Annotated in this window: 24 protein-coding genes; 15 read left to right on the top strand and 9 right to left on the bottom strand. The window is 36.2% G+C overall.

All coding sequences use genetic code 11. The features are described 5' to 3' along the window. Positions 1-50: 50 nt before the first annotated feature. Positions 51-2210, bottom strand: coding sequence for a TonB-dependent siderophore receptor (locus MMY79_RS10435; RefSeq protein WP_252608263.1), 2160 nt, complete (start codon positions 2208-2210; stop codon positions 51-53). Between the two features lie 220 nt (positions 2211-2430). Here MMY79_RS10435 and lpxB point away from each other — a divergent pair, with 220 nt between their 5' ends. Then, positions 2431-3606: a lipid-A-disaccharide synthase gene (gene lpxB / locus MMY79_RS10430; protein ID WP_252608261.1), complete on the top strand. Its 1176-nt coding sequence runs from the start codon at positions 2431-2433 to the stop codon at positions 3604-3606. Here lpxB and MMY79_RS10425 read toward each other — a convergent pair. Then, positions 3603-4250 carry a CerR family C-terminal domain-containing protein gene (locus tag MMY79_RS10425; protein ID WP_252608258.1) on the bottom strand — a complete coding sequence of 216 codons (648 nt, stop codon included), beginning with the start codon at positions 4248-4250 and terminating at the stop codon, positions 3603-3605. The genes lpxB and MMY79_RS10425 overlap by 4 nt on opposite strands. 119 nt (positions 4251-4369) lie before the next feature. On the opposite strand from MMY79_RS10425, the gene MMY79_RS10420 reads away from it, so the two are divergent. From MMY79_RS10420 to MMY79_RS10405, 4 genes are read left to right on the top strand one after another with little or no spacing between them, the layout of a single operon-like run. Next, on the top strand, positions 4370-5392 hold the full coding sequence (locus MMY79_RS10420; protein ID WP_252608256.1) for an HlyD family efflux transporter periplasmic adaptor subunit: 1023 nt from the start codon (positions 4370-4372) through the stop codon (positions 5390-5392). Continuing rightward, the gene (locus MMY79_RS10415) at positions 5382-7145 is read left to right on the top strand and encodes an ATP-binding cassette domain-containing protein (protein WP_252608254.1); all 1764 of its coding nucleotides are present in this window, start codon (positions 5382-5384) and stop codon (positions 7143-7145) included. The genes MMY79_RS10420 and MMY79_RS10415 overlap by 11 nt, the downstream gene beginning before the upstream one ends. 10 nt (positions 7146-7155) lie before the next feature. After that, entirely contained in the window at positions 7156-8280 is a 1125-nt protein-coding gene (locus tag MMY79_RS10410; protein ID WP_252608246.1) for an ABC transporter permease, read from the top strand. A 4-nt stretch (positions 8281-8284) separates the two neighbouring features. Then, on the top strand, positions 8285-9403 hold the full coding sequence (locus MMY79_RS10405) for an ABC transporter permease (RefSeq protein WP_252608244.1): 1119 nt from the start codon (positions 8285-8287) through the stop codon (positions 9401-9403). Between the two features lie 44 nt (positions 9404-9447). Here the strand turns inward: MMY79_RS10405 and MMY79_RS10400 are convergent, their stop codons facing one another. After that, positions 9448-10317, bottom strand: coding sequence for a DUF2797 domain-containing protein (locus MMY79_RS10400; protein ID WP_252608242.1), 870 nt, complete (start codon positions 10315-10317; stop codon positions 9448-9450). A 39-nt stretch (positions 10318-10356) separates the two neighbouring features. On the opposite strand from MMY79_RS10400, the gene MMY79_RS10395 reads away from it, so the two are divergent. Beyond that, complete coding sequence (locus MMY79_RS10395) at positions 10357-10818, top strand: DUF6231 family protein (RefSeq protein ID WP_016138231.1); 462 nt, start codon at positions 10357-10359, stop codon at positions 10816-10818. Positions 10819-10916: 98 nt separating this feature from the next. Next, positions 10917-11507, top strand: coding sequence for a YidB family protein (locus tag MMY79_RS10390; RefSeq protein WP_252608240.1), 591 nt, complete (start codon positions 10917-10919; stop codon positions 11505-11507). A 108-nt stretch (positions 11508-11615) separates the two neighbouring features. Here the strand turns inward: MMY79_RS10390 and MMY79_RS10385 are convergent, their stop codons facing one another. The 3 genes from MMY79_RS10385 to MMY79_RS10375 all read right to left on the bottom strand — a co-directional run bounded on the left by MMY79_RS10385 (position 11616) and on the right by MMY79_RS10375 (position 13678). Beyond that, positions 11616-12722 carry a porin gene (locus tag MMY79_RS10385; protein WP_252608238.1) on the bottom strand — a complete coding sequence of 369 codons (1107 nt, stop codon included), beginning with the start codon at positions 12720-12722 and terminating at the stop codon, positions 11616-11618. A 255-nt stretch (positions 12723-12977) separates the two neighbouring features. Then, entirely contained in the window at positions 12978-13391 is a 414-nt protein-coding gene (locus MMY79_RS10380; protein ID WP_252608236.1) for an HIT family protein, read from the bottom strand. A 17-nt stretch (positions 13392-13408) separates the two neighbouring features. Beyond that, positions 13409-13678 (bottom strand): YARHG domain-containing protein, encoded by a 270-nt coding sequence (locus MMY79_RS10375; protein ID WP_004792570.1) that lies wholly within the window; start codon positions 13676-13678, stop codon positions 13409-13411. Positions 13679-14537: 859 nt separating this feature from the next. Here MMY79_RS10375 and MMY79_RS10370 point away from each other — a divergent pair. Beyond that, positions 14538-14942, top strand: coding sequence for a hypothetical protein (locus tag MMY79_RS10370; protein WP_252608234.1), 405 nt, complete (start codon positions 14538-14540; stop codon positions 14940-14942). 215 nt (positions 14943-15157) lie between these two features. Here MMY79_RS10370 and MMY79_RS10365 read toward each other — a convergent pair whose 3' ends face one another. Both MMY79_RS10365 and MMY79_RS10360 read right to left on the bottom strand, forming a co-directional pair. After that, on the bottom strand, positions 15158-16030 hold the full coding sequence (locus MMY79_RS10365; RefSeq protein WP_252608232.1) for an NAD(P)-dependent oxidoreductase: 873 nt from the start codon (positions 16028-16030) through the stop codon (positions 15158-15160). A gap of 10 nt (positions 16031-16040) precedes the next feature. Further along, a complete protein-coding gene (locus MMY79_RS10360; protein WP_252608230.1) occupies positions 16041-17126 on the bottom strand; it encodes an alpha/beta fold hydrolase in 1086 nt (361 codons plus the stop codon). A 136-nt stretch (positions 17127-17262) separates the two neighbouring features. On the opposite strand from MMY79_RS10360, the gene MMY79_RS10355 reads away from it, so the two are divergent. The 7 genes from MMY79_RS10355 (at position 17263) to MMY79_RS10325 (ending at position 22778) form a co-directional block, all read left to right on the top strand. Beyond that, complete coding sequence (locus MMY79_RS10355; protein ID WP_252608228.1) at positions 17263-18450, top strand: O-succinylhomoserine sulfhydrylase; 1188 nt, start codon at positions 17263-17265, stop codon at positions 18448-18450. A 193-nt stretch (positions 18451-18643) separates the two neighbouring features. Next, positions 18644-18877 (top strand): hypothetical protein, encoded by a 234-nt coding sequence (locus tag MMY79_RS10350; RefSeq protein ID WP_005304936.1) that lies wholly within the window; start codon positions 18644-18646, stop codon positions 18875-18877. A gap of 281 nt (positions 18878-19158) precedes the next feature. Continuing rightward, positions 19159-19488, top strand: coding sequence for a YbaB/EbfC family nucleoid-associated protein (locus MMY79_RS10345; RefSeq protein WP_004642711.1), 330 nt, complete (start codon positions 19159-19161; stop codon positions 19486-19488). A 9-nt stretch (positions 19489-19497) separates the two neighbouring features. Continuing rightward, complete coding sequence (gene recR, locus MMY79_RS10340) at positions 19498-20094, top strand: recombination mediator RecR (RefSeq protein ID WP_107973218.1); 597 nt, start codon at positions 19498-19500, stop codon at positions 20092-20094. A 328-nt stretch (positions 20095-20422) separates the two neighbouring features. Next, positions 20423-21547: an HRDC domain-containing protein gene (locus MMY79_RS10335; RefSeq protein WP_252608226.1), complete on the top strand. Its 1125-nt coding sequence runs from the start codon at positions 20423-20425 to the stop codon at positions 21545-21547. A gap of 473 nt (positions 21548-22020) precedes the next feature. After that, complete coding sequence (locus tag MMY79_RS10330) at positions 22021-22287, top strand: hypothetical protein (protein ID WP_252608224.1); 267 nt, start codon at positions 22021-22023, stop codon at positions 22285-22287. A gap of 155 nt (positions 22288-22442) precedes the next feature. Beyond that, entirely contained in the window at positions 22443-22778 is a 336-nt protein-coding gene (locus tag MMY79_RS10325; protein ID WP_252608222.1) for a hypothetical protein, read from the top strand. A 68-nt stretch (positions 22779-22846) separates the two neighbouring features. Here MMY79_RS10325 and MMY79_RS10320 read toward each other — a convergent pair whose 3' ends face one another. Next, positions 22847-23011, bottom strand: coding sequence for a hypothetical protein (locus MMY79_RS10320; protein WP_002113596.1), 165 nt, complete (start codon positions 23009-23011; stop codon positions 22847-22849). Between the last annotated feature and the right edge of the window lie 219 nt (positions 23012-23230).

Raw genomic sequence — 23230 nt, 5'->3', positions numbered from 1 at the left:
CACAAAGAATAATAAGTAAAGCCAATCCCTCATTGAGATTGGCTACGATATTAATATTTAAACTTTACAGCAACTGTATAGTTGGCAGAAGGGCCGTAAAAAGCTTGGCCATCTGGAAAACTATTTAAATATTTCTTGTCAAAAATATTATTACCATTTGCTTGAAGCGTAATATGATCGTTGACTTCATAGCTTGCCATTAAATTAACTAAAGCATATGCATCTTGTTTAATCGTACTGTTAACATTTGAATCATATAACTTTATCCCATCTTGCCATTGCAAGCCTGCGCCAACTTTTAGCTTCGGTAAAACTGGTGGTGTGTAGGTGGTTAGCACGTTAAGTGTCTGGTTTGGATTATAAGTTCTTGCCTCGCCGCCATTCTTAATATCTTTAATACTAAATTGAGCATAGCCGAAAGATAGATTCACATTATTTGTGATTTGACCTGATAAGCCGACTTCTACACCTTGTGACTCTAAATCACTGGTTGGTACTTTTCGATTAAGTGGATTTCCATCCGAGCTGCGTAAAGGGTAATTATTTTGCTCAGTTTTAAATACTGAAAGTGTTCCTGTTAAGCGATCATTTAGCCATGAACTTTTTACGCCCATTTCATAGCTTTTACCATCAATAGGTTTTAAAGCTTGATTGGTATCTTTATCAATACCAGTTTGAGGACGGAAAATTGAGGTGTAACTCATATAACCTGTATATTCAGGTGTAAAGTTATAAGTTAGTCCAACATATGGTGATACTTTACTTTCACTATATGACATTGGGGAGCCATAACTTTCACCTTTACTTTCAGCTTGGACATAGTTTGCACCAAGTAAAAGTTTTAAATCTTCATTAAGATGTAAGCGTGTCGCAGCATAGATGGAATTAATATTCTGTTTATAGTTTGCAGCTTCTGTGAAATCTGACCAAGTTACAGATTGTGGAGTCCAACTTGCCCAATTTGTCGTGAGCTGACGTAAATATCCCTGCGAGTAATCATTCAAAATATTAGCATCGTTAATAAAACCTGAAGATTGCTTATCTTGCTGATGACTACGTACATAGTTATAACCTAAAGTTGCTTCATGTTCTCGGTTGAAAAGCCTATAGGTTCCTTCGAGATTAAAATCGACAGCATGTTTTTCTTGATGTTCTTGTCCTCCCCAAGCGGTTAAAGCAACATCAGAACCATCAGCTTTTGGATAACCATAATAATAAAGAAGACGACTATTATGCTGGGTATCAAGATAGTTGTAGGTCAGCTTAGCGGTCCATTGATCATTAATTTTTTGCTTTAATTCAACAAAAGCATTTTGTGTTTCGTTATCCCAGTGTGCCCAGTCCGGATTTGGATTATATGAGCGCTCATATGAAATTTGTTTTCCATTGGCATCTAACAAAGGCAGAGCACCCCAGTTGTTTGCATTAGGTTTATTTTGTTCTTGGCTATAACCTGCGGTAAGTAAAGTACTATCTGTCAAATCAGCTTCAATAATACCTGCGAAACCATTTCTCTCTGACGAATATCGATCAAGGTAAGAATCACCAGTTTGCTCATAGCCCATAATACGGCCACGTACTTTTCCACTCGGTATGATTGCGCCAGAGACATCAGCTTCATAACGCTGAGTATCCCAAGAACCATAACTTACACCGCCACTTGCTTGGAATTCTTGAGTCGGGCGTTTTCTAATATTATTGATTGTTGCGCTCGGGTCACCGAAGGCGTTAGTTAAAGAATCAGCACCTTTAACGACTTCTACACGATCATAAAAATAAGTATCCGGATTCGTATTGTTGTAGTTATAACCTGAGAGGGGAAAACCCACGCCGTCAATCAATATATTTGAAATTTCAAAGCCGCGAGCCATATAAGTGGTTCGCTCAGTTTCTTGATTAGATACGGTTACACCTGGGGTATTTTTTAAAACATCTCGTGTACTGGTAAGTCCGAAATCTTCAATTTGCTGACGAGTAACGACATTAATGGTTTGAGGAGTTTCTTTAGCTTCAATATTAAGCTTAGTTGCACTACTGGAGTTTTTAACATTATATGCTTTGGTCTGTTCAGAAGACTGCTCAGCACTTGTGGCTTTAACTTGAATCGTCTGTAAAGCTTGTACCTCTGATTCTTGAGCATAAGAGAGGTTCGCATAACAAATCGCGCAGGCGATTACGGTAAGCTTAAATGGTCGAGGTGGGATATTCATAAGATTAAAGATAATGTAAATAATTCTCATTTATTTTATTGTTTGTAAATGTAAGCTACAATTCAAATTGCATTGTTAATTTAGATTAAAAGATAGTGAATGAATGTAATTTTAGATAGCTTGTGCTGTGGTTGCTTTGAATAAGTACGTATCGATCAAGTTCAAGATTGATAAACCTCTATGCTAGAATGCATTATTTCAAATTCTTGGGTAAATCGCCTTGGCAAACCGAAAACTTAAAATAGGCATTGTAGTTGGGGAAGTTTCTGGAGATACGCTTGGTGTGAAACTTATGCGTAGTTTTCGAGAACAAGGAATCGATGCCGAATTTGAGGGAATCGGTGGTCCTCAAATGATTGCGGAAGGTTTTAACAGTTATTATCCAATGGAAACTCTATCTGTAATGGGGATTGTTGAGGTCTTAAAAGACTTAAAAAAACTATTTGCCGTGCGGGATGATCTAATCAATCAATGGACTCAAAATCCAGTTGATATTTTTATTGGTATTGATGCACCAGACTTTAACCTCAGACTTTCGAAAAGTATTAAAGAAAAAAATCTTCCAATAAAAACAGTTCAATATGTCAGTCCTTCAGTCTGGGCGTGGCGCCAAGGACGTGTTCATGGCATTAAACAAAGTATAGATTTAGTTCTTTGCTTATTTCCTTTTGAAAAAGTTTTTTATGAACAATATGAAGTTCCAGCAGCATTTGTCGGTCACCCATTAGCTAAACAATTGCCACTTGAAAATCCAATTCAAATTGCCAAACAGCAATTAGGTCTTGATGAAGATCAAAAACATATTGCTTTGTTGCCAGGTAGTCGAAAAGGTGAGGTAGAGCGACTTTTACCTATGTTGCTTGGAACTGCCAATATTCTGCATAAGAAATATCCAGGCATTCAATTTTTAATTCCCGCGATTAACGATGCGCGTAAACAGCAGATTGAGCAGGGTGTTGAACAATTAGCACCTCATTTAAAAGCTGTAATTCATATTTTAGAAAATACAGATAGCGAGTCTAAAGTTGGTCGTATGGTCATGAATGCAAGCGACATCATCGCTTTAGCTTCTGGGACGGCAACATTAGAAGCAATGTTAATGCATAGACCAATGGTCACTTTTTATAAGTTGCATTGGTTAACTTATATAATTGCTAAGCTTTTGGTGAAAATTCCTTATTATTCTTTGCCGAATATTATTGCAGGTAAGAAAGTCATTGAAGAGCTGATTCAGGCAGATGCTACACCAGAAAATTTAGCCGCTGAAATAGAAAAACTAATGAATGTTGAGACAGCTCAAATTCAAGTGATGCAACATTTAACCATGCATAAACAACTTATTTCTGGAAATACAGAAGATCCAGTGCAGGCAATTTTGCAATGTTTAAATAGCTAATTTTTAAGATTTGCTTCGCTAATTGCTTTTAAGCCAGCTAATGAAAATTTCTTAAAATGCTCAACTAAATCATGTAATGGCATCTGGGCAATATTTTTAAGAGGCTCGGGTGCCTGAGCATTTGGTCCTGCAATAATGAGCATCATGCAAGGTGTCATCACGCTTAAAATACAAGGTAAAACAGCCGGATCATTTTCATCTAAACCAGCAACTTGACTAATGAGCTTACGAATAAGAAAAAATTTTCTCATACCTGCAAGCTCAATAAAATTTAGTAAATGCTCAGAAGGTGAAAACAGTTCACGAATAAAGACATTGCCATGCCAGACATCTTTTTCAGTTAATTTATGCAGCAACGTCTCAAGTAATAAGCTTAATTTATCTTCTGGTGAGTGGGTGCTTTCAACAAGTTCCAATAAATATTTTTCATCTAGATAGTGAGCGTGAGCTTCTATTAAGACTGCTTGATATAGCCCATCTCGACCATCAAAGTGATAATTAATCGCAGCTAAATCGACACTTGCAGCGTTGGCAATCGTTTTGTTCGCTATATTTGCAAAACCATATTGGGCAATTAAAGGTCCTGCTGCCTCAATAATTTTAGACTTGGTTAAGTCACCATCACTTCGCCTAGATCTGGACATGTTTAACCCTAACTTTCATTCACCATAAAAAGTATATCTTTTATTCAAAGATTGGAGTAATTTAAATTTAATTTAAATTTAAACTAAGAAAATTTGAATTTAATAAGAAGGCCAATAAGATGAATAAAAAAGTGATTGCCAGTGTTTTAGTTATTATAGCCGTAGCTTTAATTGGCTTTTTTGCGTGGAAATATCATAATAAAAAACAATCAGATAGTTTTTTAACTTTATATGGGAATGTTGATATTCGCCAAGTTTCACTTGCGTTTGAACAGTCTGGGCGTATTCAAAAACTTTTGGTTCAAGAGGGAGATAAAGTCCAAGCCGGCCAATTACTGGCTACGCTTAATACCAATTCATTACAGATTCAGGCAAAACAGGCACAAGCACAACTTAAAGCTCAACAAGAGGCAATTGTTAAACAAGAAGTGGGAGCTCGCCCCGAAGAAATTACCCAAGCAAAAGCACAACTTGCTTCTGCTCAAGCAGAGTTAGATAAAACAGATAAAAACTTACAGCGTTTACAAATATTAGTGAGTAGTACTGATGGTAGGGCAATTAGCCAACAAGAGCTAGACTATGCCAAAAGTAATAAAGATAGTGCTGAGGCAGCAGTTCGAGAAAGGCTAGCCAATTTAGAATTAATAATTAAGGGTGCTAGACAAGAAGATCGTGAAGCGACCAAGGCACAGTATGAAGTAACTAAGGCTAATTTAGATTTGATTAACTATAACCTCACTCAAGCTGAATTAAAGTCTCCTGTAAATGCAGTGGTACGAGCTCGGTTACAAGAAGTTGGTGATATGACAACAGCGCAAAAGGCTGTTTATACATTGGCTTTGACCGATCCAAAATGGGTTCGTGTGTATGTAAACGAACAAGATTTAAGCTCTATTAAAATGGGTGGCACGGCCCAAGTCATTCGTGATTCTTATCCGAATCAGCCTATTAATGGAAAAATTGGCTATATATCTTCAGTAGCTGAGTTCACGCCGAAAACCGTACAGACCGAAGAGATTAGAACAACACTGGTTTATGAGGTTAGGGTGTATGTAAACGATCCAAATGATCAATTGAAAATGGGTCAACCCGTGACTCTAAAAGTGCCACTTGCTTCGGGTGAGAATGCACATGACCAATGAAAATATGGTGGTTTATGTCCATGATTTAGTCATGAACTTTAAAGCTGAAAGTAAAAAGGCAGCAGATATTACTGCAATTGATCATTTGAACATGCAAATCAACAAAGGAGAACTTACTGCTTTAGTTGGTCCAGATGGCTCGGGGAAAACAACTTTATTAAGATTAATTGCAGGACTATATAAAGCCACCTCGGGTTCATTAAATGTACTCGGAATTGACGTGAGTAAAAATCCGCAAGCTGTACAAGACCGCATTAGCTATATGCCACAACGTTTTGGACTCTATGAAGATTTAAGCGTGCAAGAAAATTTAGATTTATATGCCGATTTACACGGTGTTCCAAAAAATATACGGAGTCAAAGATTTAAACGGTTATTGGAAATAACGGACCTTACTCAATTTACGCAACGTTTAGCTGGTCAACTTTCTGGTGGAATGAAACAAAAGTTAGGGCTAGCATGTACTTTAGTTCGCTCTCCAGAGTTACTACTACTTGATGAGCCTAGTGTTGGGGTAGACCCTTTATCAAGACGAGATTTATGGATCATTATTGAACAGTTTGTTCAGGAAGAAAACTTAAGTGTAATTATAAGTACTGCTTATATGGATGAAGCAGAAAAATGCGCTTATGTGTATGTCATGCATGAAGGCAAAATTTTAAAACAAGGTTCTCCAGAGCAGTTAAAAGAAATAGCACGTGGTCAAACATGGCTAGTAAAACCTCCTGAAAATATTAAGTCGCGGATTGTACAAGCCCAATTACTCAATAACCATGTAGAGATTATTGATGCTGTTCCCAAAGGCGAACAAGTACGTTTTATTAGTCGTCAAAAAGAATTATCTGCCAAAGTTTTGCCTCAGGGGTTAATAGCAAGTATACGAGAACCTGAGCTTGAAGATGCTTTTATGATGTTGTTACAGCAGGCTCAAAAGCAGCTAGAGCATGTATTAACTTCTAAGCAAACTTTTAATTCACTTAAAAATTATGAGTTGGAATCAGATCAACCTGTCATTGTAGTCAAAGATTTAGTCCGAACATTTGGAGATTTTACTGCCGTTGCCAATACATCATTTGATGTGCAGCGTGGTGAAATCTTTGGATTACTTGGGCCAAATGGCGCGGGTAAAACTACGACATTTCGAATGTTATGTGGATTACTACCAGCAAGTAGCGGGTATTTGGAAGTTGCCGGCAAAAATTTACGCACAGCTCGTGCTGAGGCAAGGGCTAAAGTGGGTTACGTCTCTCAGAAATTTGCACTTTATAGTAATTTAACTGTTTTAGAAAACTTGAAGTTTTTTGGGGGAGCCTATGGTTTATCGGGCGAAAAGCTAAAACAACAAATTGATAAAGCCTTACAGCAATACGATTTAAAGCCCCACGTTAAAAGCGGTGATTTACCGGGTGGTTATAAACAACGGTTATCTATGGCTGCTGCATTGTTACATGAACCAGAAATTTTATTTTTAGATGAGCCTACAAGCGGAATTGACCCGCTTGCACGGCGATCATTTTGGTACAGCATTGGCGAGCTGGCAAATCAGGGTATTACCATCATTATTACTACCCATTTTATGGAGGAAGCAGAATATTGTGACCGCATTGCCATACAAGATGCCGGAAAACTATTAGCCTTAGGGTCTCCCCAACAAGTCCGTAAACTGGCAAGTAAAGATAAACATGTTGGTGACATGAATGAGGCTTTTATAGCGATTGTGGAACAAGCACGTGTGCTAAGGCACGCTGTTTAGGAGGTCTACAATGAGCTTTGGATTTTGGAATCGATTGACAGCATTAGTTCGTAAAGAAACTAAGCAGCTCATACGTGATAAAAGTAGCCTCGGGATTGGTCTGGTTTTGCCTGTTATTTTAATTTTGCTATTTGGTTATGGACTTTCCTTTGACTTAAATCAGGCCCGAGTCGGCGTTGTCGTTGATCAGTCTTCACCGCAGATTAATCAGGCTTTAGCTGGTTTAAAGGGCTCACGATATTTAACAAGTCAAGATTTTCATAATTTGCCTGAAGCAGAGCAGGCCATTCGAGATGGAGAAATTGATGCCATTTTGCATTTTCCTTCAGATTTTGCCAGTCAGGCACAGCAAGGTAATGCCAAGGTTCAACTATTATTAAATGGTACATCCACTACCATAGCAACAGCCTTAGAAGGTTATGTTGCAGGTGCTTTGGCTACCGCACCGTCTATACAGTTTGACCGTAGTCCAATATTAGCAACGTCAAGCACCGTTAATATTGAACAAAGAATATGGTTTAACGAATCTGGTAACAGTACTTGGTTTTTAGTCCCTGGCTTAATGGTACTCATTTTAACTTTAATTGGCGCATTTTTAACTGGTTTACTTATTGCGCGTGAACGCGAACGGGGAACTCTAGAAGCTTTATTTGTTACACCTGTACGGCCATTTGAAATTGTATTAGCAAAACTCATTCCCTATGTAGTGGTTGGCATGATTGATATTGTGATCTGTATTGTTGCTGCATATTTTATTTTTGAAGTGCCCATGCGCGGTTCATTATTCTCAATTTTATCGGCTTCATTTTTATATTTAATCGTCTCGTTATTACTTGGTCTAACTATATCTGGCTTTGCTCAAAGTCAGTTTCAGGCAAGTCAAATTGCTTTATTGGCAAGCTTTATGCCCGCACTTATGCTTTCAGGATTTGTTTTCGATACACGTAACTTACCTTGGGTTGTGCAAATTATTAGTCAGTTACTTCCAGCTACACATTTTATGATTTTAATTAAAACCTTATTTATGGGAGGCGATGATTGGAAGTTATGGTTTAAAGAATGCGGTTTTTTATTAGGATATATCGTTGTTTTGATATGTGCTGTGAACTTTTCACTGAAAAAACGGTTGAGATAAAGTTATGTGGAGGCAACTAATCGTTTGGCTAAAACATTTAAGTTTTTTAGTCAAAAAAGAATTCTTAACCATTTTTAGTGATCCTGCAAATAGAGTCATTCTATTTGTACCAGCCCTCATGCAGGCACTTTTGTTTGGTTATGCTGCTACTTATGACGTTAACCATGTGGATTATGCAATTTTAGACCAGAGCAATGGACAGGTTTCACATGAACTAATCTCAAAACTAGATGGCTCTGGTATTTTTAAGCGTGTTGCATCACTTGAATATACCAATCAAATCAAACAGGTCATTGATAGCCGTCAGGTATTGGTCGTGATTACGATACCGTCAGACTTTGAAAACAAATTAAATAATAACCAAAGCTCTTCTATACAGGTCATTGTTGATGGCAGGAACTCATCAACTGCTGTTGTAGCTGGTTCATATCTAAATAAAATTGTTGGTCAGTTTAATCAGCAAAAATTTAACTTAGCTTTACCCATTAGCCTTGAAACAAGAACATGGTATAACCCAAATCAAGAGTCTCGATGGAGCCTAATGCCTTCATTAATTGCGGCCTTAAGTATGATGCAGACCTTGCTTTTATCTGCTTTATCAGTCGCGCGTGAACGTGAACAAGGTACATTTGATCAGTTATTAGTGACACCGTATACACCATTAAAAATTATGATTGGTAAAGCCTTGCCGCCAATTTTTGTAGGGCTGATGCAATCAACCATTATTTTATTGATCATTTTGTTCTGGTTTAAAATTCCTATGAATGGCTCTATTGGACTGCTTTATTTTGGTTTATTGAGTTTTAATGTGGCTGTAGTCGGTGTGGGTTTATCAATTTCGGCATTATCTTTAAATATGCAACAGGCTATGCTTTTTACGTTTTTATTGATTATGCCTTTGATGTTGCTTTCAGGGTTACTTACGCCTGTAGAAAATATGCCGGAAGCATTACAAATAGCAACATACACAAATCCCTTAAGGTTTGGAATTAACTTAGTACAACGGGTTTATTTAGAGGGGGCAAGCTTTGCACAAGTCAAATACAACTTTATTCCAATGATCATACTTGGACTAGTGACTTTACCTTTGGCAGCTTGGCTATTTAGAAAAAGATTATCTTAATTATATAAATTAAAAAGCCCCACTTTAGGGGCTTTAAAACTTACTTAGGCACGTAAGATGAGTTCGTAACCCGTGTATTTACGGATGTTAATAACACCAATATCAAAAATTAAATATTGGCCCTTAATACCTTGTAATACACCACGAATTTTTGGTGTTTTATCTAGGTTTAAAGACTTAATTTTTTCAGGATATTGTTCTACTGGGTAAACAAACTCACGTGGCAATTCATCTTCTAAGAATTCAACAGTTTCGTTAAATTCAAGATTCTGGCTAAATTCCTCACGAATAGTTTGAATTTTCGGTGCAAACTCTTCGATTAACTGATCACGTTGTTCTGTCAGTTTCAGAGGTTCAGCTTCACCCTTAAGGAGTTTGCGCCAATCAGTTTTGTCAGCAACTAAAGAACCAAACATAGTTTCAAGTTGACCAGATAAACGGCGTGATCCAACTTTTAAAATAGGTAAGGCTTGGGTTGCACCTTGATCTAACCAACGACCTGGCATATGGCTAACACGAGTAATACCCACTTTCAAAGCACTTGAGTTTGCCAAATACACAATATGAGGTTGGAAACACACATTATGGGCGAAGTCATCTTCACGACATGTACCTAAATGATAGTGACATGTTTCAGGTTTCATAATGCATAGGTCACATTCAGCTTTAGTTTTAAAACATTTAAAGCAGTGGCCTTGAGAATAAGACTTCGGTGTTTTAGTGCCACAAGAGGTGCAATAAATATTACCTGTCCATTCGATTTCTAGTTCTTGTCCTAAATTAAAAGGAAGATCAATTTCTGAACGGTCTAATACAAATTTGTATTCAACATTTGCCTTGGTTGTCTGTTGATCAGTTACACTAGCATCTTTTAGGCCTGCATGCATTTTATGGCAAATGCCTTGTAGTTCCATAAAGTTTAAACTCACATCTTTCAATTAAGGGTTGCAGTTATGGCTGAACAAAATGTCATCACTTCTATGCTAGACGATTTATCAAACGAACAGCCCATTCATACTGCACTTTGTATTGGCCAGAAAATTGACCAGAATAACGCAATTCAATGGCACTATTTTACCGTAACTGAGCTTTTAAGTCTGCCTTTTACTCAGCGTTATGACTTGGGTTTTGTATTGTTTGATACAGATGAAATGCAGAACATAACTGAAGTACAAAAATCACAATTATTAGTAAAACTACGTGACTTATTAGCAAAACGAATTGTTGTGGTGAGCAAACGGAGTGATGAACAGTTATTGCGTTCTTTAGGGTTCACCCAACTCATTGATAAGACTTCACATGATAGTGATTTTGCTTTATGGCAATTTAACATCTTGACCTATAAGCATGTTCCCGATTGGTTTAATTCAAAGTTCTGGGCAAACCCAGAGAACTGGAATAAATTCCGCTGGTAAAAGGCTCTAAATCTCTTTCAAAATTTAACAATTTGGCTTTTGCTGTCCTAACAAGAATCCGCGTATGCTCATGTATAAACCATACATAAGAGTTACACATGACAAATTTAAGCAACATTGTTGAAGTTCTGGCTCAGCAGGCTTTAGGTGGAAACCAACAAGCGTCAGGCCAAGGTGGTTTAGGTGGAATTTTAGGTTCAGTACTCGGGCAAATGGGGGGTAATACTTCTTCTGGCGCTCAAGGTGGTCTTGGAGGAGTACTAGGTTCTGTATTAGGTCAAGTGACTGGAAATAATAATGCACCTCAAGCAGGTGGTGGCGTACAAAGTTTATTAATTGCAGTTGTACCTTTAATTTTAGGTTGGGTTCAACAACAAGGTGGTTTGCAGGCTGCTCTTGAAAAGTTGAAAGGTGCGGGTTTAGGAAATCAGGTTCAAAGCTGGGTTGATCCGAATCAAAGCAATGGTGAGGTTCCTACTCAACAATTACAGAGTTTATTTAATCCAGCTGACATTGAGCAAGTTGCTGCGCAAGCTCAAGCTCCAAAAGAGCAAGTTTACGGTGCAATTGCTTCGGTCTTACCTCAAGTCATTGACTCATTAACACCTCAGGGTGACAGTACCGATCATCAAGAAGCAAACCAAGACATTCAAAACGTCATGAATCTTGTAAGTGGTTTCTTAAAGTAAGCTACAAAGTTAAAAAAGCCGATATAAAAATATCGGCTTTTTTAATCTGCAAAATAAAATAAAAGGGCATTAGCCCTTTTATTTTAGATCTGAATCAAAAATAACTAATTAGAAGTTATATTCGATACCAGTACCTACAACAGTTTGCTTGTCATCATCACTTAACCAGTCGCGTTTTTGTTGAGCAACGATACCGTAGAAGCGAGCTTGTTTGTTGATTTGGTAATCAAGACCTAAGCCGTACAAATCAATTTTACGATCTGCTTGACCACTTACTTGTGTTTCAGCAGAAGCATATTCTGCTTTCACTTTAAGTTTAGTGTTAGGAATTTTATAAGCAGCTGTTACTGCATATGCTTCTTCCTCTAAACCACGGTAAGCTTTACCAGCTTTATCGATTGAACCATCTGATTTATATGATTGACCATATGCAGTCAAGTCATCAGTAGGTTCAGCATGTTGCCATAAAGCACCTACAACAAAGCCTGATTTTGCGATGTCATAAGAACCAGTTACACGGTAAGCATCTGTATAAACATCTTTCAGACCGTAAGCAGCATATTTACCTTTAATACCAAAGTCACCAGCGGCAGCTACTGCTAAGCCAAGGTCTTTGTTCTCATAACCAAGCGCAGTAGACACAGAGTCAAAGCTATCATTCTTACTGTCTTTACCAGTTTCACCTTGTTTGCTGTCAGAGGTGCTTTCACCAGTTTGAGCCATGATGTTAAAAGTTAAACCAGCTAATAATTTAGGATCTAATTCAAAACCAACTACGTTATCTAAGCGGTTTTCACCGTACATGATATTAGTAATATCTAAACGTGTATCGTCATTAAAGATGTCTTGGTTACCACCAGCAGCAGTTTTAAAGTAAGAATCGTATTTACCTACTTTTAAAGTACCAACACCTTCAGTTTTTAAACCGATGAAACGGTTACGAGCGCTAAGGTCAGTATCAGAACCTGAACCATCAGTAGAAATTGCCCACTCAGCTAAATAAACAGCAGATAACTTGTCAGTTAATTTCTCTTCGCCTTTTACCCCAATGCGAGAAGAGTTTGAGTTAACTTCGGTAACATCACTTTTACCATCGAAATTTTTATTATCAACTTGGTTAATAGAAACATTTAGTTTGCCATACAAAGTTGGCGCTGCTTGCACCGCGTTTATGCTCAAAGTTGCAACTGCGGCAGCGAGTAGCAATTTCTTCATTGAGATTTCTCCAAAAGGTATTTAAAAATGGCGTATGCCTAGTTAACTATTTATTTTGTAGTTGACTTATGTACAAAAAGTTACAAAAGCTCACCAACTTGCTAAGCAGTATCGGCAAACTTTGTGACAGGGGCGTGAAAAATAAATGACAGTTTTATGACGGTTAAAGTTTAGAAATAAATTAATTATTTTAGTTTTTTATAGTTTTAAGACGAAAAAAAGCGGAGTCAAAACTCCGCTTTAATAGATTAGAAATCAAAGAGCTGCTTTTATTTTCTCAGCTAACGCTTTAATTTTTTCTTGATCTCCTAACTCTACAGCATGGCGTCCAAGTTGATGCACATTTGTAGGAATAAGGTGAAAATGAACATGCGGAACAGTTTGTCCTGCTGCCGCTCCAGAAAGTTGCATCAAGACAATACCTTCTAAATTGAAGGCTTTTTCCATTGCTTTCGCAATTTTCTGAACAATTTGGATGGTATATGCGGCTGCTTCTGGGGGTAAATCAAGCAGCGTTACAGCTGGTGTTTTTGGAATAACTAATGTATGGCCATCGGCTTGAGGCATAATATCCATAAAAGCTAGAACTTGATCATCTTCATAGACTTTTATCGCTGGAAGTTCATTGCGTAAAATTTTTGCGAAGATATTTTGATCATCGTATGCCATGTATTATTCCTTTAAAATTATTTACATTTCAATTCTTTCTGACGCTCTTTAATCGCATCAAGACGTTGTTGCTCTTTGTCAGAAAACTTTGGTTTTGTCGTATGACAGTTTTCATTACCATATTTTTCTTTAGCATCAGGATCTTTAAAACAAAAGCCTTTTGATGCATAAATCAAATTATAATCGTCTTGCAATTTCTGACATTCTTGCTCAGGCGTTGCAGCTTGAACGCTTAAACCAGCAATGCTCACCATGCCAGTAAAGACTGCAACCATAAATTTATTCATGAGCGTTTCCTCAGTTAAAGGTATGAACCTGTACTCAATATAAGGTTTATTACCAATATTTCAATGATTATTAATTACTCAAATGTCATTTTGGGTGATAATTTGTTCACAAAATAAATAAAAACATTAGATATCAATAATTTATAAAAATCAAATAAAAACATAAACTTAAGCGAAATTATATATATTTTTTTAGAATTTGATTCTTTTTAATTCACTTTTAGCTTTTATTAACGATATAAAAATATACTTCTGGTTGGGACGATCAGATATAAAAAATTTTAGTAAAAGGTGAGATCTTATAGTCTTTTCATTTGCTAAATAGACGAGCGAAGTTTGAAATTAGGTCAATGAAAAAGAAATATATCAATGACATTATGAAAATGTAAAGCGTGATAATTATCACACTTTTTATTTCAGGATTAAGTGGAATTCACTGGGCCCATTTTAATTTAGACGGAAATGGGCCTTTTCTTTTGATTTGTAAAATATAAATAAGTCAAGATTAAACTTAGTTTACAATTCAACTGAAAGATGTATTGATTTTACATGTTTTAGCTTCTATCATGTTGTCCTTAATTGCTGCGTTTGATAGTTTTTTGTTTTTGTAGCCCATTTCTAAAATTGAAATGGGTTTTTTTTATTAAAGTTATTTCGAAATATATTTATTCAATCCTATATATTGTGATGTAGTTATCCTTGTATTTAATTTGTGTGGCTGATTTTGCAGCTAACTTTCATGTTTACCGTTGCGGTTACTTTTTACTCTAATCAACTTACATATAGCAATGTTATATACATCATACTTCCTTAAAGGATCTGATTATTCATCGGAGACAAGATTAAAAGGAAATAGGGAATGTCACAGTTTTTACTCGTTGCTGAAAGCGTTTATCAAAAATCTGAAGAAGATAGGTTTTTCTCTAAAGATATTATTGAGCACTTGAATAGCTTGGTCAGTATGATTCGACAAGAGATAAAAGGAACTTCATACAGACTAAAATATAATTTTATTGATTTTGAAGAGTGCTTAAATAAGCCTACAGAAGAATGTACAGTTAAGCTTGATATTAGCTTAATGCCAGCATTTAAGAATAAGGGTGAGTACATTATGTGGTTGGCAAGTTTCATTGAAAAAATAACATTAGGAGGAAGAGAAAATTTTCCTCCACTTGCAAATACTTTGCTACCGAGCTGTATGCTTGCTAATCCTTATTTAAAAAAAATGGAACAGGCTAAGGTTGTGTCTGAAAAAAGCGCATAGATGATTGTAAATTACTTTAAATCACCTGATTACAAAAAAAATATCCAAGTACCGACATAGCATAAATCTTTCTAAAATTTCCCATTTTTAGTTTTTCAGGTTATAGAAAATTTCCGTAGCAATACACTTACTTTAAATAATTGAGTTCTCACGCCATTATTATTCACCTTATTAAAATAAGTATCTTGAATAAGTAGCGAACTAAAAGATTAAATTTACTCTAATGTAATTTTTGTCCATGCTTCATACATTTTAACTGCCGCAGAGAAATCACTATTGTCTTCAGCAGTTAAATGAGCAGCTTGAATTAAACTTTGTGTTAATGACAAAAGTGGGGCTGGAAGCTTAGCTTGATGGACTAAATCCAAAGCAATTCCTGTGTCTTTAGCAAGAAGAGGTAAGCCAAAAGTTACTGGGAATTCGCGACTCAATACACGCTGTGGGAATATAGTCTCTGTTACCAGACTTTTACCACTTGAAGCGTTAATACACTCTAAAGCTTCGTTTAAGCTTACCCCATGCGCTTTTAAAGCACTGAAACCTTCTGCAACAGACCAAAGGTTGACCGCGAGTAGCATATTATTAACGGCTTTTACTGCAAACCCTGCACCAGACTCACCGACATGTTTAATCAACTTTCCTACTGCTTGCAGAGCAGGCAATGCACGTTCAAAAGCTGAGGAATCACCGCCTACCATTACAGTCAAAGTGGCATTTTCAGCTCCTATTGTTTGACCGCTTACAGGTGCGTCCAGAAAATCAACATTTAACTGTTTTAATAAGCTTGCTAATGTGTGGGCAGAGTCAGGAACCCCACTTGTACAATCTATCCAGATTGCTCCAGATTTAATTTGTATACTCTTAATAAGTGCTTCTACATCTGAGCTTGTTGGTAAGCATGAAAAGATAATATCTGCTTGTGCTGCTTGCTCTAATGGGACAGCCTTTGTGCCATATTCTGCTGCATGTTGTTTGGCTTTTTCGAAATTTCGATTCCATACATAGACAGTATCGAAGTGTTTTGGTAAATGCGCTGCCATACGGTAGCCCATTGCACCCAAACCAATAAATGCAACAGATTGACTCATGGCCTTATCCTTAAATTTGTGTTGAACGTTCGGTCAGCCATGCCGCCAGTTTTGGCCAAAACTCCAGAGCACTTGCTTGGCTCGACATTAGGCCTAAATGACCACCGGGGATGAGAGTAAACGTGACATCCTGACTGCTTGTCAATTGACTTAATGGCGAAGCAGCGTCAGCAGTGACCAACTGATCACTACGACCCGCGCCAACTAAGAGGGAACAATCTATATTTTTTAATTCGATTTTCTTATCTTTTAACTGAATAAAGCCACGTTTTAATGGATTTTGTAGCCAGACATTAAACAACATGTCCTGATTAATCCCACCTGGATAATCAATCATGTTATTTAAAAAACTACTCAAGGTTGCATGCTCTTGTACAAACTGCAAATCATCAAGATTTTTTAGCAATTGCAGATGTCCATCAAACCATCCTTTAGGATCGAGAATTTTGAAACCTAACGAATTTAAAATTCCGGGACTGTGGATCAGACGTTTTGGCAATCCAGAATAAATACGTTCCTGAATTTTCTTATTGCGACCAATCAAATGGTTCATTGTCCGATAGAGCTTACCAATATGGCCAGATGCATAACTATCAATTGGACTACCCAGAACAATTAAATTTTTAATATGGTTGGGTTGGTTCAGAGCAGCATATAAAGTAACGAATATGCCAGCCATACTCCATCCATGGAGCGAGATTTGCTCAGTTCCTGCATGTGTTCGGATGAGTTCAATCGCTTTAGGAATAAAATCTTCAATAAATGATAAAAAGTTAAGGTGTCTATCTTTAAATTTTAAATTACCCCAATCGACCAAATAGACATCGAAGCCCGCATTTTGAAAGTATTTAATAAGAGAACGATAAGGATATAAATCATAAATCGCCATATTAATTGCGAGTGGCGCAACAAACACTAAAGGTTCTTTAAACTTTTTTTGTGTTGCTGCGTAATAGCGAATACGGGTTTGATTGAATTCGCCAATTACTTCATAGGGGGTGCTTTGGGATAGTACTAATGTTTTTGAATGAAATAGTCGGGCAGAAAGGTGCTTGATTTGACTTTGTTCAGAGACAAGGGACTTTAAGCGTTTCATCTTGCTTTACCAACTATTTACTAAAGATTGAATAAAGTCTAAGCGATAATTTTAATGTTTACCTTGACCTTAAATACCTTAGACACTCAAAATGATGATAGTTTTTTAGTACATGACCAGTAAAGGCGAACATTTAATGAACCAGTCTGATGATTTAGAATACCAACTTGATACTTTAGCCATTCGTACCGGACATACTCGTAGTTTTGAAGGTGAGCATGGCGAACCGATTTTTTTGACATCATCATTCGTATATGAAAATGCGGCTGAAGCTGCAGCAAAATTTTCTGGTCAGGTTCAAGGAAATATCTATTCTCGTTTTACCAATCCGACTGTATCGATGTTCGAAAAACGCTTAGCAGCTTTAGACGGCGCTGAACGTGCTGTTGCGACAAGCTCTGGAATGGGCGCGATTTTGTCAGTTACTATGGCATATCTCAAAGCGGGTGATCATGTTATTTGCTCAAGAGCAGTTTTTGGTTCAGTTGTTGCCTTGTTTGAAAAATATATTGCCAAGTTTGGTGTAGACATTACATTTGTTGATTTATGTGATTTGGATGCATGGAAAAATGCAGTACGTCCAGAAACTAAACTTTTATTTGTTGAGTCACCGTCTAATCCTCTAGCCGAGATCGCAGATATTCAAGCGCTTGCAGATATTGCTCATGCGCATGGTGCATTACTGGCGGTTGATAACAGTTTCTGTACACCTGTTTTACAGCAACCATTAAAGTTTGGGGCAGACCTCGTCATTTACTCTGCGACTAAATATTTAGATGGACAAGGACGCGCATTAGGCGGTGCTGTAGTCGGTAATGCTAAGTTATTAGAAGAAGTCTTTGGAGTTGTCCGTACACTTGGACCATCAATGAGTCCATTTAATGCATGGGTTTTCTTAAAAGGTTTAGAAACTTTGCGCTTACGTATGAAAGCACACTGTGAAAGTGCTCAGATTCTTGCAGAATGGTTAACTGCCCATGAAAAAGTAGAAAAAGTTTACTATGCTGGTTTACCAACTCAAGAAGGCCATGAACTTGCGGCAAAACAACAAAATGGTTTTGGCGGGATTGTTTCTTTCGTTGTTAAAGGCGAACGTGAAGGTGCTTGGAAGGTTATTGATAATACTAAGTTTATTTCGATTACCGGAAACCTTGGTGATGTGAAGTCAACAATTACCCATCCTGCAACAACTACACATGGCAAACTTTCTGCTGAAGCAAAAGCTACGGCAGGCATTCAAGAAGGTTTAATCCGTGTATCTGTGGGCTTAGAAGATATTAATGACATTATTCGTGATATCTCACGTGGTCTTGATCTGATCTAATCATTCCTATCGAAATAATTCTTTTGGGTTATTTTGTTTATGAAACCATCTCTTTAATCGAGATGGTTTTTATATTGAAATGTTACTCAAATTTCAGAACTACAATAAAAAAACTACATTTTTGTTTAAATGAGTGCTAAGAGCACAAGGTATAAAGACTCTAAATTTAATTAAAAGAAATGTGAGTTTTAAAATGCTTAAGCCTATTGCTATTGTCGTTGTAGTGGGGGTAATCGGGGTCGTTGGGTATAAATTACTGACCAAACCGAGTCAAAACCCAGTGAATGAAACAACTTTATTGATCAACAATGCAGAGAAGTCTGTGCAAGAAGCAGATAAATCTATTCAAGAAGCAAATACCTCCTTTAAGAAAGTTCCCTTAAGTGAATATAAAACAATTGATAAAGGTCTACAGGCATCTCAATAGCGCAATGAGGTTTTATAAGACTTTAATTTAGACCATCTAAGTATTTATGACGTATGCCTAAGTGTGGCGATGTTACTTATGGAGCTATGTGAAATAGAGCAAGAGATACTGATAGAAAACATTAGTCTATTGTGTCAGAATTACGGATTAATTTGAGTTCAATGCACCAGTCTGTATGTATTTTAATCGCATAGGTTGGTTCAATGAGATTAAGTTTTTATAAAGTATTACCAAATAACGAATAATACTTTAAAGATTTGATAGAGATACGGAGTAAAGTTATGAATATCAATATGCTCATGCAGCAAGCGCAGCGCATGCAAAAAGATATGGAAACAAATATAAAAAAGGCGAAAGAAGAGCTTGCCCAAACTGAAGTCCAAGCAGAAGCTGGTGGTGGTTTGGTTAAAGTAACCATGAATGGTCGCTATCTTGTAAAACGTATCGAAATTAACCCTGAGTTACTTCAAGATGAACCAGATATGATTGAAGACTTGATTGCTGCGGCGGTAAACGATGCTGTACGTCAAGCTGAAGTTATTTCAGAAGAAAAAATGCAAAAAGCAAATTCTGGTATGGGCTTGCCACCTGGCTTAGCGGGCATGTTCTAAGGAAATTCTGTGTTTAGCGATAGATTTGAACAACTTGTTCAAGCTTTACGTATATTGCCTAGCGTTGGTCCGAAGTCGGCTCAACGTATGGCATTACATCTTTTGATGAAAAATCGAGAAGGTGCGTTTGCATTAGCCCATGCTTTGCATGAAGCTTCAAGTTATATTCATGAGTGTAGCGTTTGTCATTCTCTAACTGAACATGAAATTTGTGATATTTGCGCCTCAACTGAGCGAGAAGATCAACTATTGTGTGTGGTTGAATCACCAGCTGATGTAATGGCGATTGAGCAAAGCGGAAGTTTTCGTGGTAAATACCATGTTTTAGGCGGACACCTGTCACCCTTAGATGGGATTGGCCCAGAAGAAATTGGTATTCCTTATCTGATTCAGCGTTTAAGTCAAGGCACTATTGAAGAAGTGATTTTGGCAACAAATGCGACGGTAGAGGGCCAGGCAACGGCTCATTATTTGGTAGAAGCGACTAAGCACTTACCTATACAAATGACACGTATTGCTCAAGGTGTACCGCAAGGTGGTGAACTTGAGTATGTAGATAGCCATACCTTAAGTCAGGCAGTTCATAACCGTATGAGAATGAAATAAGCATTTCGATGCTTGTTTCATTAATGCCATATAAAATTGAATTAAATTTATTAATTTGGCTATAAAAGGCAAATATTATTGTGTTTTTAATTACAAAAGATCTTTTAAATAAAATATGAATGCACATAAAAATGAAAAAGATCTTATAGATTTTAAACAATGAATATTTGGAGTTAACTTTAAAAGTATAAATAAAAGATCAAAAAATTATCTATTTTCGAAAAATTGTTCAAAAATAGAGTATTCATAAAGGTTTAAGTGGTAATTTCCTACTTCTATGTTATATATACCAGAGTTCTAAGCACTCTTTGCATTTACTTGAGAAAGCATGTTTCAGTTTATCCAACAGCAAACCGATTTGGTTGATGTTCTTCAAAAAATGGATCAATGTTCGATATATGGACTTGATACAGAATTTATTAAGGTTGACACCCTTTGGCCTAAACTTGGGGTATGCCAAGTCAATGTAAATGGCAATGTCTATCTGTTGGATGGTGTTTCATTAGATCTAAGTCAGTTTTGGAAAAGAATATTTCTCGCACAGCAAAATATTTTTCATGCATGTGGGGAAGACATCGATTTAATCTATCATTACGCTGATCAAGAAGATCTGCTTAATGTGTTTGATACTCAAGTGGGGCTTTCTTTCTTAGGCCATGGACTACAAGTAAGTTACCAAGGTGCTTTAAAGCTTTGTCTAGACATTGACATTGAAAAAGATCAAACAAGATCAGATTGGTTAGCTCGACCTTTATCGCCTCAGCAACTTTGTTATGCGGCAAATGATGTTCTATATATAATGAAGTTAGCTCATCATATTCAAGAACAGCTTAAGCAGAAAGGGCTTTATGACTACGTTCTTGAAGATTGTAGAAGTTTAACTAAAGAAATTATTAGTGAAACACCAACAGAGTTACTCTATAGCGATGTTGGTAATTACCGTCATTCGCGCCGTCAATTGATGCAACTGCAAAATTTAAGTGAATGGCGTGAATACATTGTTAAAGCGACCAATCAGCCACGCAGTTTTATTCTTAGAAACTCAACCATGATTGATATGGTTGAAAAGAATCCACGTAATAGTTTTCAACTCTCGCAAGTTAAAGATATTCGCCCAAATGTAGTTCGTGAATATGGAAAAACTATTTTAGAATTACTTAAAGATTTACCGAATGAAAGTGAATGGCCAACAAAAATTGCCAAACCTTTTAAAGTAACATCTAAAGAAACTCTACATAAAATGGATATGGTGCTTGCCCATGCAATAAGTGAAACTTCTATTCCTAAAGAAGTATTACTTAGAAAGAAATGGCTAAATGCAATTCATCAACATGTTCTTTCTCAAGGGAATGAACAAGACTTGCCTGATTATCTTTTGGGTTGGCGTTATGAGCTATTAACTCAACCACTAATTCAGTTATTTCAAGAAGAAAAACAAAGTCTATCCATTTAAAATGATGTGATCGTTAAAATTTAAAGCTCATCTTCGTGATGGGCTTTTTTAATTAAGAGTAGTGAATAATTTAAATTAAGTAGTTTTTATTCATAAATAATAGATATTGAATATTAATAGTTAATAAAGTAATCATTTATATTCAATAATTAACTTTTTAAAAAGCTAGTAAAGTGATGAATTGAAGCAATTTTAATTTGTAAAAGTGATAATGAATTAAATTAACTGATTTAGTGAGAAAAATTCAATTGATTAAACATACAGGTCTGTATATTCTTGGTTGTAAGAAAAACAATTTCTACATAAATAATATATAACTATAAGTTTGTTTCGGTGCAGAAATAAAAAAGCCAACCCAATTGGGTTGGCTTTTTATTCTATACGAAATGACTTTAAAATGATCAATATCTTAATATTGATGATCTTTTCTTTATGTTATAAATTGAATTGAATGAATAATTAGAGAGATAAATATGCTTAACAACTTTAGTGCTGAACAAGCGCGCCAAAATGCTAAAAATTTTAAAATCAATCAAGAGACCATGCTGGAAAAAATTTTAACTGGTACTGAAACTGAATCTAAAGCAGGGAAAAGAAAAGCAACTTTTCAGTTTCCTATTGATGCTGTAAGCCCTGATCATCTTACGTCAGTAGAAGAGGAACTTAAGGGGAGAGGCTTCAATATTTCAACCAATATTGAACACTCTGGTACTACAATAACGATAGAAATAAGCTTTTAAATATCGATTTTTATTAGGCTGCTCTTTTGTGAGCGGTCTTTTATATAGTGCTAAAGAAATATAAATTTATTTACAATTAAACTTATATTAATCATGATTTTATTTGACAGGTTTTATCATCTTCTGTAGCTTTACTTTTTGAGTGGAATATGGATATGAACTTCCAAAAAATACTTTTATCTTTCAAAAATCAATCTACTGGTACAGATGCATTTAAAGATTTAAAAAATGCTTGTGAACAGTCTCTTAAAGAATCTCAAAATACAAAAGAAAAAGCTGCCGTCTATCTAATTTATGGTTTTGCACGTAGTTACGTGATTTTATATGAAGATGAAGCAGTAACCTCTGAATTTGCCAACACTTCTAAGACTATGCTTATAGATTACATGGAATGTTTAAATGAAGCTCTGTTAAGTCAAAATGATAGCGCTATTTTGAGTGCCTTAAATCAAGTAAGCGATGACTATATAAAGAGCTCTCGAGTTTTCTAAACACCATTAATTTGTCTTTGATGAAAGTACTTCTTTAAACAAAGCTAAAGAAGTACTTAATGTTTGTTTTAGTGAGACTTTTTCTTACCGCCACCATCTTGTTTATTGACAGTAGACCATGCAATTCGTTCGGCTTCTTCTTGAGAGTGACCTCTATCTACTTCACTCTCAACAATATGTTTAGCCTGACGTTTTTGCTTTGCTGTGTAAGCTGTTTTATCACCGCGAGGCATAAGTTCATCCTCCACATCTATAATTAAGATATTTAATATTTAAACATGCTGATAATTTAAACCAGTTAAGTAATGTCTGCCAATGTGTATTAAGTGGTTAGAAGTTTTAGTTAAATGTGAATTTTAAAATGTAATAACTCACTTTAATGTCATAAATTTCATAGTATTAATGTGCGAAAGTATTAAAAATAGATCACAAAAAGTACTCAGTAACGAACA

This window comes from Acinetobacter sp. XS-4, assembly GCF_023920705.1.
Classification (GTDB): Bacteria; Pseudomonadota; Gammaproteobacteria; order Pseudomonadales; family Moraxellaceae; genus Acinetobacter.
This window is presented reverse-complemented; position numbering and strand designations above follow the sequence as displayed.